This window comes from Pseudarthrobacter sp. AB1 (genome assembly GCF_014926485.1).
Taxonomy (GTDB): domain Bacteria; phylum Actinomycetota; class Actinomycetes; order Actinomycetales; family Micrococcaceae; genus Arthrobacter.
Map to the genome: position 1 here is coordinate 1 of NZ_PZKO01000064.1, position 13493 is coordinate 13493.

Genomic DNA, 13493 nt, shown 5'->3' on the forward strand with positions numbered 1-13493 from the left:
GACGACACGGGCCTGCACGAGATGACCCCGCATTTCTATCAACACGGATACGAGCAAGTAAGGATGTCGCTTCGGGATCTGCTCACAATCCTCGGCCACGACCCCGACGCCTGACGCCTGACACCAGTGGAGCAGGTCTCCAGGTTCGTCCCTGGCAACAACGACTCAGGGTCATCGCCATTCTTTGAGCAGCTGCCGGCCACCACACGCCGCCAGACCGCCCTCACCTCGGCCAGTGCACTCAACAACATGGAACCGCAGGTCATCCGCGACGATTAGTGCCTGGGAGTACCGAAAACAGGCTGTTGCAACATTCCTCGGAGACCTCGCCACGGTCAATCTTGCAAGTGCCGCTTGCAAGATTCGAACGGTACCGGCTCAACTTGTGCAAGGCCTTGCATAATTGCACATTGGCCCGGTGCCAGTTGGGCAAGCAGCACTTGCCCAATTGGCACCTCCCGTCTTGGCAGTGTTGTAACGCATCGCGCGTTCAAACCCCGGCTTTTTCCAAAACCGCTTCCGCATCCCTGACGCGGAGCTTGCCCGACATGAGTTGTGGGAGGAGCGCGTCGCGGGTAGCGGCAAGAGTGACGTTCTCTTCCAACGCTGCACGCTTGCTTGCGGTTTCCGCTCTTACGATCGCTTCCAATCGTCCGCGGTCGCCCGCCAGCGGAAGCTCAAGCACTAAACGCTTGAGATTGCCCATATTGATCTTTGGTTGCACGGCTCCGGTTACTAAAGTAGCAACCTGGCAACGCGTTATCGCGAGATAGAGCAATTCCGTCGAAATATCCTTGCCTGTTAGAACATGCGCGTGGTTGTTGATCCATGCAGGCCCCCAAATGTACTGAACCACAGGCGTTCCGTCAGCATTTATCACTGACCCGTCTTCTCCCACTAGGACCAGTGGCTCATCGAAAATGGCTTCGTTGACAGTCCCGAAGACGCCGCTTGCCCCGTAGTAAGGGATATCTCCAGCCCTTTGTTCGCGTTCTCGCGCGGACAAAGGAACACGCCGCCGATTATGGAACTCCGCAACCGCAGCGAGAGGCGAATCGAGGGCTCCTTCGGCAACCGCCGCCGTGTATTCGAGTGCCATATGGGCATCAAGCCGGGTTATGAGCTTGGTGTTGGCGGCGATCTTGTCGTCGAGGGCGCCCAATACTTCTGCAATCGCGCGCTGTTCGGGCAGAGGTGGCAGAGGGATGGTCAAACGGTTCAGAATACCCAAATTGATGTGCGGCACACCCGTGCTGATCGCGTTATCATCGATCTGCTTAATGAAGGCTTCAGAAGAACACGCATAGTACACATATTCTGAAACAGCCTTGGCTGGATCTACGCGCAACCGCATCTGGCTTTGTGATACAATGAATACAGGGTATGTATCGTCTGGAACCAGGGCGACTTGACCGAGGGTCCCGCGCTGGGTGAAAACGATGTCGCCGGGGGCGGCCGTATTCCGTGCAAGATCTGAGGCGACTTTTTCCTCGGAGACAAAGGCATAGTCGCCGCCCAATCGCCGCCCGAATCCTAGGTTAGTGCCGCGAATCACAGGTACTCCAGACGGCTCGTAGTCGTTGTTGACCAAAGAAGAACCAAATGGGCCGCCGATCAGCCCTTTGGGAACAGCGACGTCAACGAGCGGTACGGCCGGTATTGTCACGAGACCCTCCCCAGCTGCTCGCGCACAACAGCGGCCAACCGCTCGGACTCTTCGAACTGCGCAAACAGTTGCTTCGACAACCGAGCGACCTTCTCCTCGATCGGTTCGCCGTCGTCCTCCACCTCGGCAGCCCCAACGTAGCGGCCGGGAGTCAGCGCGTAGTCGGCTACCTTGATTTCCGCGAGCGTGGCCGAATAGCAGAATCCGGCTTCGTCGTCGTATGTCAGACCTGCCTCAACCGCCGAAGCCGTGCCGCGCCACGCGTGGTAAGTATTGGCGATCTTGGCGATGTCGTCGTCGGAGAGGGCGCGCTCAGCACGGTCCACCATGTAGCCCAGATTCCGGGCGTCGATAAAGAGCACCTGTCCCGTCCGGTCGACAGAGCCGCGCGAACCTGCAGTCTTGTCCTTCGCGAAGAACCAGGTGCAGACCGGGATGCCGGTGCTGCGGAAGAGCTGGGTGGGCAGCGCTACCATGCAGGACACAAGGTCGGCCTCCACGAGCTGGGCCCGGATGTCGCCCTCGCCGCCGGAGTTGGAGGACATGGAGCCGTTGGCCATGACCACTCCGGCGCTGCCGCCGGGCGCCAGCTTGGAGATGATGTGCTGGATCCAGGCGTAGTTGGCGTTGCCGGCCGGTGGAACGCCGTACTTCCAGCGCGGGTCGGACTCGGAGCGTGCCCAGTCCTTGATGTTGAAGGGCGGGTTGGCCATGATGTAATCGGCTTGCATGTCCGGGTGCTGGTCGCGGGCGAAGGTGTCGCCCCAGCGGGAGGCCAAGTTGGCGTTCAGGCCGTGGATGGCGAGGTTCATCTTTGCCATCCGCCAGGTGCGTTCGTTGAGCTCCTGCCCATAGACCGAAATCGCGGTGCGGTCCTCGTTGTGGGCGTCCAGGAACTTTTCGGTCTGCACGAACATGCCGCCCGAACCGCAGGCGGGGTCGTAGACGCGGCCGCTGTGTGGTTCGAGCACCTCGACGAGTACGCGGACCACGCCGGCCGGCGTGTAGAACTCGCCGCCACGCTTGCCTTCGGCCTTGGCGAACTTCTCCAGGAAGTACTCGTACACCTCGCCCAGGAGGTCACGGGCGCGGCCGGCTCCCATGCCGGTGAAGCGAGCGGAGTTGAACAGGTCCAGGAGCTCGCCCAGGCGGCGCTGGTCCACGTTGTCCCGGTTGTAGATGCGGGGGAGCGTTGCAGCCAGGCTCTTGTTGTCGGCCATGATCAGGTCCATGGCTTCATCAATGAGCAGTCCAATGGACTTGGGCTCGGCGCCGTCGATTGCATCCAGGCCCTTTGCATTCTCGGCCAGGTACCCCCAACGTGCCCGGGCCGGAACCCAGAACACGCCGTGGCCGGTGTACTCGTCCACGTCGTCGATGAGCAGTGCTATCTGCTCTTCGGCCAGGCCGTCAGCCTCCAGCTCGGCCTGGATGATCCCGCGCCGCTCTTCAAACGCGTCCGATACGTACTTCAGGAAGACCAGCCCCAGGATCACGTCCTTGTACTGCGACGCATCCATCGAACCGCGGAGCTTGTCCGCCGCCTTCCAGAGGGTGTCCTTCAGTTCCTTCATGGTGGACGGGGCGAGGTCCACCTTCAATTTCGGAGGCATTATGCGGTTCCTTCTGTTGGTGCGGCGATCGAGATGGGGTCTGTCAGGGTGAGGCTTCCGCCCGCTACGCCGTCCGTAATCAGGGTAGCGAGTTCTTCCAGTCGGTTGAGGCGTTGACGGGCTTCAGCCTGCTCGTGTTGCAGCCTGGCTAAGGCGTGGGAGAGGGGCTGGCGTTGAACTTCCGGTGCGCGGCGCGACCGCCAGTTCCGCCAGGACTTGTCTGCGGCGGGGCGGCTGCTGATGTCAGCGGCAACAACGTCCGGCACCAGACCGCCGGGATCTCCGCGGTCGATTCTCAGGATCCGTGCAGGGAAAACCACGACGGCGCCGCCCTCCGCATCGACCATCGCTGCGGGCTTGGGGCTGGTACAGAAGACAATGTCACCAGGTTCGGTGAGGTGCCCGGCAGGGTATTTGGCCGCGAAGTCCAGGAGCGTGATGAACCGTTGCCTGGCGTCGTGCGGGTTCACGAGTTCCTCACGGCCGAGGATTCTGCTTCCGCCCCGCCGGTTGAGGTCGGTCTCTTGAAGCCTGATTCCCTTGACGTACTTGAGGTTTCCGGCGGTCAGCAGTTCCTGAATTGAAGCGGCCCGGGGCCCGGCGCCAGGCGCAGCCGGCTGAACTCCGGGGAGCGCAGATGCTGATGTCCCAGCCGACAACAGGCGCACGAGTTCTTCGACCCGAAGCGCGCTCTCAGCGCCGCCGGCCGCCGCCGTCGAACTTCTGGCCGGCAAGCCGCTCCCGAGGGAACCCCGGCTGGCGAGAAGGACGCGGGTCTGCACCAGCCGGGTGAACCTGAACGAGTGCGCGCGGATGGTGGCGCGGTCGCCCATGGATGCGACGACGTCGCTGATCAGGTCCTGGCTGACATCCAGGGTGAGCGGCGTGGTGCTCAGGTCTGCCACGCTCGTCCAGCGCTGCGCGATCGGCACATCAGCGAAGGACGGTCCCAGCACCCAGAGGGCTTGCGGCTCACGGGGCTTGGCACGAAGTAGCCCTTGCTGGAGGCGGACGATGGCGCGGACTCTGCCCGAACGCAAAAGGTCTGAGCGCAGGTTGCCGGCCTCTCCATCGAGAGCGTCGCACAATACCCGGGCAGGCGCGATGACAACGGCGCGCTGACTGTCGTGCATTTGCAGCACGATGTTTTCAACGCTGTTCAGGATGCCGGTGGTGTCCAGGGCGCGATCGCCCGGGGCGGGATATTGCGCCACGTGTACAGCCGGACCATTGACAGTGAAGGCTCCCTTGGCGTCGACCTTCACGGGCTTGCTGTCCGTGCCATGCACCGCCAGGCGACGGCGGGCCAGCCGTGACGCGCTGCCGTGGTGATCCGCTGCCAGGAGAGTGATGGGCCTCGACTCTCCGAATTGCTCGATGATGCTCAGCATCACGTCGCTCCCGCCGGGCGTCGAGTCGACGAAGAGGAGCCTGCTGTCCAGGGTGGATGCCAGTTCCATGGCAGTTGCGCCCACGAGCTTCAGTGCCTCTTCCGTCAGCGCGGTGTCTGATTGCTCGCGCAGTCCCTCCTTGAACCGGTGGGCCAGCAGTTTTTCGAAGGCCGCCGGCGCGCTGAACGCACTGTCCGCCAACCGGTCGGCGAAGCTGGCCAGTCCCGAAAGCGCCGAGCCGAGGGCCTCCAGTTCGGAGTAGAGGAACACATCGTCAGGGTCCGCTTCATCTACGGCGTCCAGGAGTTCGGCTGCAGAACTTTGTGCCAGAGCCTGTCCCGTGATGACCTTGAGGGCGAGGAGCGCGGTCAGGCCTTCGAACGTCTGGCGGCTGTCCCGTGGCTGTTCGCCACGCGGTGCAGCCAGCCTTGCGAAGACCGCGACGTCGTTCCGAGCCTCCGGGTTGTTCCCCCGGCCGGTGGCCTGGAGCCAGGCGGTGACCTGGTCTGCGTCGAACAGCTCGACGCCGTTGGCCTGCGCAGTGGATACCGGGAACGGCAGCGGGCCTCCGCTGCTGCGCTTGCGCCACATGGAAACGACGGGACGCTGAACCTGGGCGAGCGAGGCGACATCGGAGAGCGTCATGCGCAATGTTTCCGTGAATGTCTCCATGGCTGCCCCCTTCAGTCGTGATCGTCCCATCAGCTTAGTGTCGGCCAACGACAATCCAGATTTGAGACTGATAACCCGGGTTATCAGCTGCATCGGGTGATGTTTGCCCGGTTCGCCCGTAAGTTCATTCTGCAGCCACGAAGCAATCTTCCGGAGCTGCGACGGCGGCGGGGAACCGCGTATTGGGGGATCAGTATCCCGCCGCCGTTTAGCGGTCATCCACAAATAGAGGAAGAGAACATGTTGAACACAGACGACGCAGGCAAACCGGTGCCAGGCAGTCCGGAATTTTCGGAGCCGGAGGCTCAGCCGGCAGCTGCGGCGCCGAAACGCAGCCGCAAGAAGGGCACTCTGCTGGCGACAGCCGCCGTCGTACTTCTTGCCGGCGGAGTGGCATTCGGCACCGTACTTCCTGACCCGAAGACCAGCGAGGCCTACAAGGCGCTGGCAGACGAGAAGGGAACGGTTGAGATCGAGCGCGACGCCGCACTGTCCAGCTATGCGTCCGTGAAGGGCAAGTACGACAGCCTTCAGGGCGGCATCACAGCCCGTGAATCCAAGGTTTCCGCACGGGAGACCGAAGTGGGCAAGGCCGACGCTGCTGTCAAGACTGCCGAAGCCGCGGTCAAGGCTCGCGAAGAGGCTGTCACCGGTGCGGAAAAAGCGAAGGCTGCCAACACCGTCAGCGACGGCACCTGGACCGTGGGGTCCGACATCGAACCCGGCACCTACCGCGCTGTCGCGGCGGTGGGATCCACCTGCTACTGGGGGATATACCGCAGCGGCAGCAACGGCGGCGACATCATCGAAAACGACATCCCCGGCGGTGGCCGACCAGTGGTCACGCTCTCTCCGGGCCAGGACTTCAACTCAACCCGCTGCGGCAAATGGGAAAAGCAATAGCACCCGCAGCATCACCAAACGCACTCTCGAAAGGCACCACCACCATGTCTCACCAGAACTTTGATTCAGTCCCCTCCATGCCGTTTGCTGTGGCCCCGGCCAAGCGTCCGTTCTTCAAGAAGAAGCGCTTTGTGATTCCGGCTGGCGTCCTGCTGCTCGGCATCGTCATGGGCTCGTGCTCCAGCGGCAGCAAGCCTGTGGCGGATTCCAGCCCCATCGCTTCCGCCGCTGCCTCCGCGGCTCCGGCGGAGGCAGCGGCGCAGCCGGCGGCAGCACCGCCGTCGGCCGTTCCAGCACCGGCGGCTCCGGCGGCACCTGCGGTGGGGACACCCTTCACCGTGAAAATGCGCAACGGCGATGCGGCCCGGATCACGATTGTCACCGCAATGCGGACGGACGCGGTGACCACAACCGCCTTTGCCACCCCGCCGAAGAACGGCAGCTACCTGCTCCTGGACGTCCTGTGGGAGACCGAAGCCGGCAAGACCAGCTCGAACCCGCTCTACTTCTCGGCCAAGGACGCCAGCGGCCGGAAGGCTGACCTGAATATGTTCGCGGATGATCAGCTGGGCTCCGGGGATGTTCTGCCGGGGGACAAGTCGCGTGGATTCATTGCTTTTGATATCGCTCCCGGCACAGCAACAGTGATCATCTCCGATCCGTTGCTGCAGGAAGCGGCGCGGATCCAGATTCCTGGGTAGTTCCGGAATATCCTGATTGTCCGCCCAGACCCTGCGATCACAGCCAAAATGGAGAATTTCAATGAGCACTTCTACCGACCCACTTGTCTACGATGCAACCCCGATGAGCGCGTACGAGGCGCAGGTATGGGACGCGCTCAACGGGCACTGGCAGCGCCGCAATAACCGCCGTGGTCTGCCGAACTGGGCGAGCACCGCGCTAAATCGCACGGGTGAGGTCGCGGGAAACGCCGTGAGTCGGGTAACTGATGCTGTGCCAGAGGCGGTCAAGGAACCGATTCGTCGCGCAGGCGACGCGGTCGCCAACAAGGCCGGGCGGCCGGCGCTGGAGGCCGCGACAGCGCTCCTCGACCTGGTCAACGACTGGGCCATGGAGCTAAATGACCCGGAGAGCGTCGAGAAGCTCGCCCGCAAGAGGGGCCTCGAACTCAACAGTTTCACCGAATTACGGCAGCAGGACCTCAAGGTTTGCGACCGGCTGTTGAAGTTCAACACCCTCACGTGGCGGACCGCCGGCGCGCTCGAAGGTGGCGCCATGGGCCTCCTGGCTATGGTCCCCGTCGCCGGTATCCCGGTTGCGATGACAGCGGACATCCTCGTAATCCAGGTCCTCAGCACGTCGATCGCAGCGCGCATCGCATACTCCTACGGCTACGACGCCAAAGACCCCGATGAGCAGATCTTCATCCAACGCCTGGTCCGCCGGTCCTTTATGGCGCAGGCGGCCAAAGCTGAGCCGTTACGTGAGGCCGCAAGGGCGGCAGCGGCGGTCAAGGGACGCGTAAATTGGTCTCCCAAGCTACGCGCGGATCATCGCCTTCTGGTCGCCCTTGAGAAGTTGATGCAGCAGCTAGGCCCGGCCGGCGCCAGGGTCCCAGTTCAGAACGTCGCAAAGGTGGTGCCGTTCGTTGGTGTCCTCATCGGTGCCGGCATGAACTCCGCGATCCTCGGCAATGTAGCCGCCGACGCCCAGCGGTACTGTCAGACCCGATTCCTGTGCGAGAAGTACGGGCTGGCGCTGCCTGCCGCGCTCGCAAGCGATTCAGACAACGAGCCTTTGGCCGAGGCTCGTTAGGCAAGGGCAGCTGTTCCGATTTGCATGTGTAACGGTAGTGGTCGCAGTTTAAGTGACAGGAGCAGATCAGTATGCCTGGGCACGGTGTTGTATTCAGCACCATGCCCAGGACACCGACAGAGGTACGACTGAGAACAGCGTTTATTGATTTGGTAACGCAGTAAAGAGGCGTGAAGAGCCGGCAAAGGCCAGAGGAGGCAGTCGACTTGCATTAGAACGAGTTATTGGGCTGCCGAGAACCGAGTAGCGTATGGGCATGCGAATAGTCTCCTGGAACTGTGCCATGGGTTATGCAAAGAAGCGCTGGCTGGTGGAGGCGCTTCAGCCCGACGTCGCGGTCCTACAGGAGGTTTCGCAGAGACATATCGCTGAAACGGATGCTCCGTTCAAAGCCTGGGTCGGATCCAACCCTCACAAAGGCCTCGGCGTCATAGGTTACACTGGCCGCTCCCACACCCTCCACGAAGCGGGACGTCTCCTGCCCTGGCATATTCCGTTCACTGTGGACGGCGTGAACATCGTCGCACTGTGGGCCCACGTCCGCGACAAAGACCTCAAGTATGTCCGGGTCACTCACGAGGTTGTTGATCGGCACGCTGACTTCCTGACGTCCGCACCTTCTCTGCTTATCGGCGACTTCAACAGCAACACCATCTGGGACAGGGAACACCCGGGACGAAACCATTCCCTGTTGGTCGACAAACTTCAGGGACTCGGACTCCGAAGCGTTCACCATCGAACTGAAGGAATCGCTCACGGCGTCGAAATTACCAAAACCTACTTTCACACCAAGAAACTGCACTTCGGACACCATATTGACTACGCCTTCCTCCGCGGCGCATCAGCGTCCTTGGAGATCGGCCGGTACGAGGACTGGCTGCAGTTCAGCGACCACATGCCCCTGATTTTGGACATTAAACTTTTTGAAGAAGCTGCGGTTCCGGCCCGCCCAGCGAGTCCTGCACGGTAACCGTTCCGACCTTCAACATGGCGCATGCTGCGAAGCCCGTAGCCGTGATTCCATTAGAACAGCGGCCAGGGCACCGCCGACATCTCACCGCTCGGAGCCGGGAACCGACGCGCCAAGCGCAACCGGGCGCAGCGCGCGGCGACCGACGCAATTTCTTCGGCGCTGAGCAGGTCCGCCAGGTTTCGGCCCAGCTCACCGTCCAGTCCTTCGCTGACACGATCGATGCCCGCAAGTTCCTCGACGGTCAGAGCGTCTCCCAGCCACCCCCACAGCACCGTGCGCAGCTTGTGGGCACGGTGAAAGGTAAGCCCGTGGTCCACGCCGTGCCGGTGTCCGTCCGTGATGGCAAGGATGTGATCGCCTTTACGGTCGGCGTTGTTCACGACGACGTCGAACACCGCCATACGTCGGAGCGCCGGAGAGTCCTCGTGTATGAGGGCGACCATCCGTCCGTTCTCATCCTGACCCTCGAGGACGTGTTTCCAGCCGATCTCCGGTACGTCGTCCGACGCAACGAGGTCCACCGCGTTCTGGTCAGGGTCTGTCTCCTGCCACAGCTGCACCATCCCTTCGCCGAACGGACCATCGCGCAGCCAGGTGCGTGGCACCACGTTCCAGCCGAGGACCTCCGAAACCAGGTAGGCGGCAACCTCCCGGTGGGCAAGGAAGCCGTCGGGAAAATCCCACAGCGGTTTCTCCCCGGCTATCGGCTTATAGACGACTTTCGTGTCCCCGATGCTGCCCAAGAAGGTGGCGTTCGACGCCGTCGTAATGCGCCCAGTGAGCGTCAGCTCGGCCGTAAACAGATCGGGCGCCGGCATCAGGCCTCGGGCCGAGTGCAGACGTGCCCGTCGGCGTCTACGGGGTAACCGCAGAGCGGGCACGCGGGACGCCCGGCGCCCACAACCTCACGCGTGCGCTTAGCGAATGCGCGGGCGGTGCCAACCGGCATCCGCACCAGCAGCATTTCGCGCACGTCAGCGTCGTCCTCATCAAGCGCTTCGTTGTTGTTATCAGCGTCGACATCGGTGATCGGGTAGGCCTCTATCACGACCTGCGCCGTCGCGGGGTCCCAACCCAGGCTCATGGCGCCGGTCCGAAACTGCTCCGTAACGGCCTCGAGTTGGTCATTGTCAACCAATTCAATGGGGGTACTGGTGGGAACGCTGTGGGGGTTGCCCTCGACGGTGAGAAGCTGGTCGAGAATTTCGTCGATTTTATCGGCGAGCAGAGCCGACTGCTGCTTCTCCATGGCGATACTCACGATCTGAGTCCCTGCCCGCACCTGCAGGTAGAACGTGCGTGCCCCCGGAAGGCCAATGGTGCCAACGACGACCCGATCAGGCCAGGCAAACTCATGAACACGTGTAGGCATATGAGCATTTTAGGCATATGAGCTTCATGGCGCCCTTTGCCCTGCACCGCCGCCCACCGGCGCGTCGCCAGAGTGGAAGCCGTTCGACAGCCAAGACAGATCCCCCGCGTCGGTGTTGGTCGCGTAGACGCTCGGCCGACTGGCTCCGTAGCGCACGATCGATACGGAGGCAGGGCCCACGTTAATGCGTTGAAACAGGTCGAGGTGCATGCCTAACGCGTCGGCGACGATTGATTTGATGACGTCACCGTGACTCACCGCCACCCATACGGCTCCTGGCCCGTACTCGGCTTCGAAGGCTGAATCGTGGCGTCGAATTGCTGCTACCGCCCGAGCCTGCATCGCGGCCATGGATTCACCGCCGGGAAAGATGACGGCGGACGGCTGCGATTGCACAGCCGACCACAGATCTTCGGTTGCGAGATCACTGAGCGTGCGGCCCTGCCACTGGCCGTAATCGCACTCGGTAAGATCGGATTCCAACGTCGCGTGCGGAGTGCCAGCCTGGCGATCAAGGATGAGTTGGGCGGTCTGCTGACAACGCTCGAGAGGGCTCGATACCACCCCAACTACGGGCACGGCGGCGAGCCGCTCTCCGGTCAAAGCCGCCTGCTCGCGCCCGATCTGGTCCAGGCTGACACCGGCGGCCCGACCGGCCAGCAGTCCAGTGGCATTGGCTGTGGTGCGGCCGTGCCGCACGAGAATAACTGTCGCCATCCACCTAGCCTAACCATTCGCTCGACGGCCCTCCTGCATGGGGTCCTCCATTTCCATCGCTCCGGTTCTGTTCGGGTTATCCCGCTCGCCCGCCGTCGGGAGCTATTCTGGCAGAATCTCCGCACCCTTGGAATGAAAGGGTCAAGGCGACAACCGGGGGCCGATACAACCCCGACCGAACGACGTTTCAGGAGGCAACGAGCACCCCTTGTCCCCAATGTCTCAGCGCGAGCATCCCGCTCGCCCGCCGTCGGGAGCGGAAAGACGGCGGCCATTGATTACTCGGTTCCGATCATGCTGATTGCTCCCCAGGCCCGATTTCTCGGCGCATTCTTGGAGATGAGTCACGTCGACCCCCGTGGCTGGTGGGCGGCCTGGCGGGCGAGGAGAATGCACTGGGTGCTGCGTGAAACTGAGAGGCCCGCTAGGCTCGCCCTGTGACGAGTTCGCAGAACGGCAACGAACGCTACGTCGTCCGCCCGTGGTGGAGGGCAAGATCACTGCCTTGGGCGGCCTTGGTCGTTGTCTCCATCGTCGTCACAGTGATTGCCCTGGAACGGACGGCATTCTTCATCTACACGCCGGTCCCGGAGTTCATAGAGCGGTTGCGCGTTGGCAGGCTGTTAATACTCGCCGGGTCTGCCATATCGCTTGCAGCAGCAATATGGTCGCAGGTCCGCGGTAACCCGCTTTGGGTGACGATCTGCGTTGCCTCGCCGGCAGTGCTGGTGGGCATGGCTACCATGATCATGACGCCCCCCTCTCTGATTCCGCAGATCACCGGTCTTATCGCCCTGCCGGCAGCCCTGGCGGGACTCATAGGAGGGCTCCTTCCCGACACCAGGCCGTGATCGTGAGTGCCGATAGGGGGTGCCATCGTGATCCTGTTCGCCCCGGTAGCCCTGCGTGCCGTTCGGACAGCGGTCACCGCGTCCACGTAGGCGGCGACGGGGCAATCTTCTGCGCCTTCACGCTCAGGTCCTGACTCCGCCGCTTCCACTTGGCGGAAAACGAAGCGCACAGCACAGACTGGGTCTTCGGTATAGCGTCGGGCGGTATGGCGCTCCTACTTGTTCAGGTGAATTTCAAGGCTCGGGGTGACTCGGCTCTCGGCCGGTTTTGGGCGGAGGCCCTCGGCTGGGGTGTTTCCAACGAGGGAACCGGAGTGACCAATGTTGAGCCCGTGGGCTTCGTCTGGCCGGACCCGGTCGCGGTCTGCGTAGATGTCGTCGTCGTCCGGACCCCGAGACAGTGAAGTACCGCGCGCACCTCGATCCCGCCACCCTCTGCGGCCCATAAGGCGGAGCTGGTCGCGCGCCCGTTGGAACTCGGTGCGACGTCTGCCGACGTGGGCCAGGGTGATGTGCCGTGGACGGTCCTGGCCGACCTGGAGGGAAATGTGTTCTGTGTGCTGGCGCCGCGACCGATCTACCGGGACACGGGGCCGATCGCCACTGTGGTGGTCAACTGCGCGGACCTGCGGGCCATGGCCCGGTTCTGGGGCGAGGCTACGGATTGGACCCGGCACCAGATGAACGACGATCATGCGAGGCTGCGTTCGGCCAAGGGCGTCGGGCCGTATCTGGAATTGCTGCGCGCCTCTGGCGAGGAGACCGTGTGGAACCGTGTTCATCTCGACCTGATGCCGTACCCGGGTGATGATCAAGCGGCAGACGTGGCCAGGCTGCTGGCTCTGGGCGCCACTGACGCCGACGTCGGCCAGGGCAATGTGCCGTGGGTGTGCCTCGCCGACCCGGAGTGCAACGAGTTCTACGTCCTCACCCCGGGCTGACGTGGAGCCTTTCATGATGATTCCGGCTAATTCACCGGATCTCCTGGTGAAAAGTCTTGCGAAAGTTCGGCTTCGATTTCGCTGATGCTGGGTAGCGTGGCAGCGAATTCCTCCGGCAAGGGCGCCACAATCGCGGATTCCCATTCGGCGATACCGATCGGTTTCGAAAAGCCCCGCAGGGAATACTCGGCCACGATGTTGTTCTTGGTTTTGCACAGGAGCAGTCCGATGGTCGGCTCGTCGTCGGTATGACCCAGGAGGTCGCCAACGGCAGACACGTACATGTTGATCTTGCCGGCATTATGCGCAGCTGCTCATAATGCCGGTTATGCGCAGCGGGACGTTATGCCTTCTGCGGCATGATCGATGGTCCTCGGACGGGGCCCTCCTAGTAATGGCTTTGCATAACGATCCAGCCTTGAAGGGTGGCGCATAAGCGCCACGACTCAAGGTTGGAGGGCTGCAATGGAGAAGCAGATTGTCACGGTCGCCGATCTCGTGGGGGCGATCATCGCTGAGATGGAGCGGCGGAACTACAAGCCGTCCGTCATCAAGCAGTACCGCATCGTGTGGGACAAGCTGTGCGGGCACTCAGGTGCGATGCCTGTGGGTGCCTTC

The 13493-nt window shown here is 62.5% G+C and carries 13 protein-coding genes and 1 pseudogene; 7 read left to right on the forward strand and 7 right to left on the reverse strand.

Features of this window, described 5'->3' with window-relative positions:
* Positions 1–126: 126 nt before the first annotated feature.
* Positions 127–279, forward strand: coding sequence for a hypothetical protein (locus DAD99_RS17485; RefSeq protein WP_193342273.1), 153 nt, complete (start codon positions 127–129; stop codon positions 277–279).
* 211 nt (positions 280–490) lie between these two features.
* Here DAD99_RS17485 and DAD99_RS17490 read toward each other — a convergent pair whose 3' ends face one another.
* From DAD99_RS17490 to DAD99_RS17500, 3 genes are read right to left on the reverse strand one after another with little or no spacing between them, the layout of a single operon-like run.
* Complete coding sequence (locus DAD99_RS17490; protein WP_309233364.1) at positions 491–1666, reverse strand: restriction endonuclease subunit S; 1176 nt, start codon at positions 1664–1666, stop codon at positions 491–493.
* Positions 1663–3279 (reverse strand): class I SAM-dependent DNA methyltransferase, encoded by a 1617-nt coding sequence (locus DAD99_RS17495; RefSeq protein ID WP_193342531.1) that lies wholly within the window; start codon positions 3277–3279, stop codon positions 1663–1665. The genes DAD99_RS17490 and DAD99_RS17495 overlap by 4 nt, the downstream gene beginning before the upstream one ends.
* The gene (locus tag DAD99_RS17500; RefSeq protein WP_227008192.1) at positions 3279–5342 is read right to left on the reverse strand and encodes a hypothetical protein; all 2064 of its coding nucleotides are present in this window, start codon (positions 5340–5342) and stop codon (positions 3279–3281) included. The genes DAD99_RS17495 and DAD99_RS17500 overlap by 1 nt, the downstream gene beginning before the upstream one ends.
* A gap of 240 nt (positions 5343–5582) precedes the next feature.
* Between DAD99_RS17500 and DAD99_RS17505 the strand changes: the two genes are divergently transcribed.
* The 4 genes from DAD99_RS17505 to DAD99_RS17520 all read left to right on the forward strand — a co-directional run bounded on the left by DAD99_RS17505 (position 5583) and on the right by DAD99_RS17520 (position 8991).
* On the forward strand, positions 5583–6245 hold the full coding sequence (locus tag DAD99_RS17505; RefSeq protein WP_227008193.1) for a hypothetical protein: 663 nt from the start codon (positions 5583–5585) through the stop codon (positions 6243–6245).
* Positions 6246–6289: 44 nt separating this feature from the next.
* The gene (locus DAD99_RS17510) at positions 6290–6946 is read left to right on the forward strand and encodes a hypothetical protein (protein ID WP_193342532.1); all 657 of its coding nucleotides are present in this window, start codon (positions 6290–6292) and stop codon (positions 6944–6946) included.
* Between the two features lie 61 nt (positions 6947–7007).
* Positions 7008–8021, forward strand: a complete 1014-nt coding sequence (locus tag DAD99_RS17515) for an EcsC family protein (RefSeq protein WP_193342533.1) — start codon at positions 7008–7010, stop codon at positions 8019–8021.
* Between the two features lie 256 nt (positions 8022–8277).
* The gene (locus tag DAD99_RS17520) at positions 8278–8991 is read left to right on the forward strand and encodes an endonuclease/exonuclease/phosphatase family protein (protein WP_193342534.1); all 714 of its coding nucleotides are present in this window, start codon (positions 8278–8280) and stop codon (positions 8989–8991) included.
* Positions 8992–9044: 53 nt separating this feature from the next.
* Here DAD99_RS17520 and DAD99_RS17525 read toward each other — a convergent pair whose 3' ends face one another.
* From DAD99_RS17525 to DAD99_RS17535, 3 genes are read right to left on the reverse strand one after another with little or no spacing between them, the layout of a single operon-like run.
* The gene (locus DAD99_RS17525) at positions 9045–9812 is read right to left on the reverse strand and encodes an SCO1664 family protein (protein WP_193342535.1); all 768 of its coding nucleotides are present in this window, start codon (positions 9810–9812) and stop codon (positions 9045–9047) included.
* Positions 9812–10366 (reverse strand): DUF3090 domain-containing protein, encoded by a 555-nt coding sequence (locus tag DAD99_RS17530; protein ID WP_193342536.1) that lies wholly within the window; start codon positions 10364–10366, stop codon positions 9812–9814. The genes DAD99_RS17525 and DAD99_RS17530 overlap by 1 nt, the downstream gene beginning before the upstream one ends.
* A gap of 24 nt (positions 10367–10390) precedes the next feature.
* Positions 10391–11083, reverse strand: a complete 693-nt coding sequence (locus DAD99_RS17535) for an MSMEG_4193 family putative phosphomutase (RefSeq protein WP_193342537.1) — start codon at positions 11081–11083, stop codon at positions 10391–10393.
* 437 nt (positions 11084–11520) lie between these two features.
* Here DAD99_RS17535 and DAD99_RS17540 point away from each other — a divergent pair, with 437 nt between their 5' ends.
* Together DAD99_RS17540 and DAD99_RS17545 are read left to right on the forward strand one after the other, a co-directional pair.
* Complete coding sequence (locus DAD99_RS17540; protein WP_193342538.1) at positions 11521–11934, forward strand: hypothetical protein; 414 nt, start codon at positions 11521–11523, stop codon at positions 11932–11934.
* 455 nt (positions 11935–12389) lie between these two features.
* Positions 12390–12875, forward strand: a complete 486-nt coding sequence (locus DAD99_RS17545) for a VOC family protein (protein WP_227008196.1) — start codon at positions 12390–12392, stop codon at positions 12873–12875.
* Between the two features lie 26 nt (positions 12876–12901).
* On the opposite strand, the pseudogene DAD99_RS17550 reads toward DAD99_RS17545, so the two are convergent.
* A pseudogene (locus DAD99_RS17550) lies at positions 12902–13168 on the reverse strand (PDDEXK nuclease domain-containing protein); the annotation flags it as partial.
* Between the last annotated feature and the right edge of the window lie 325 nt (positions 13169–13493).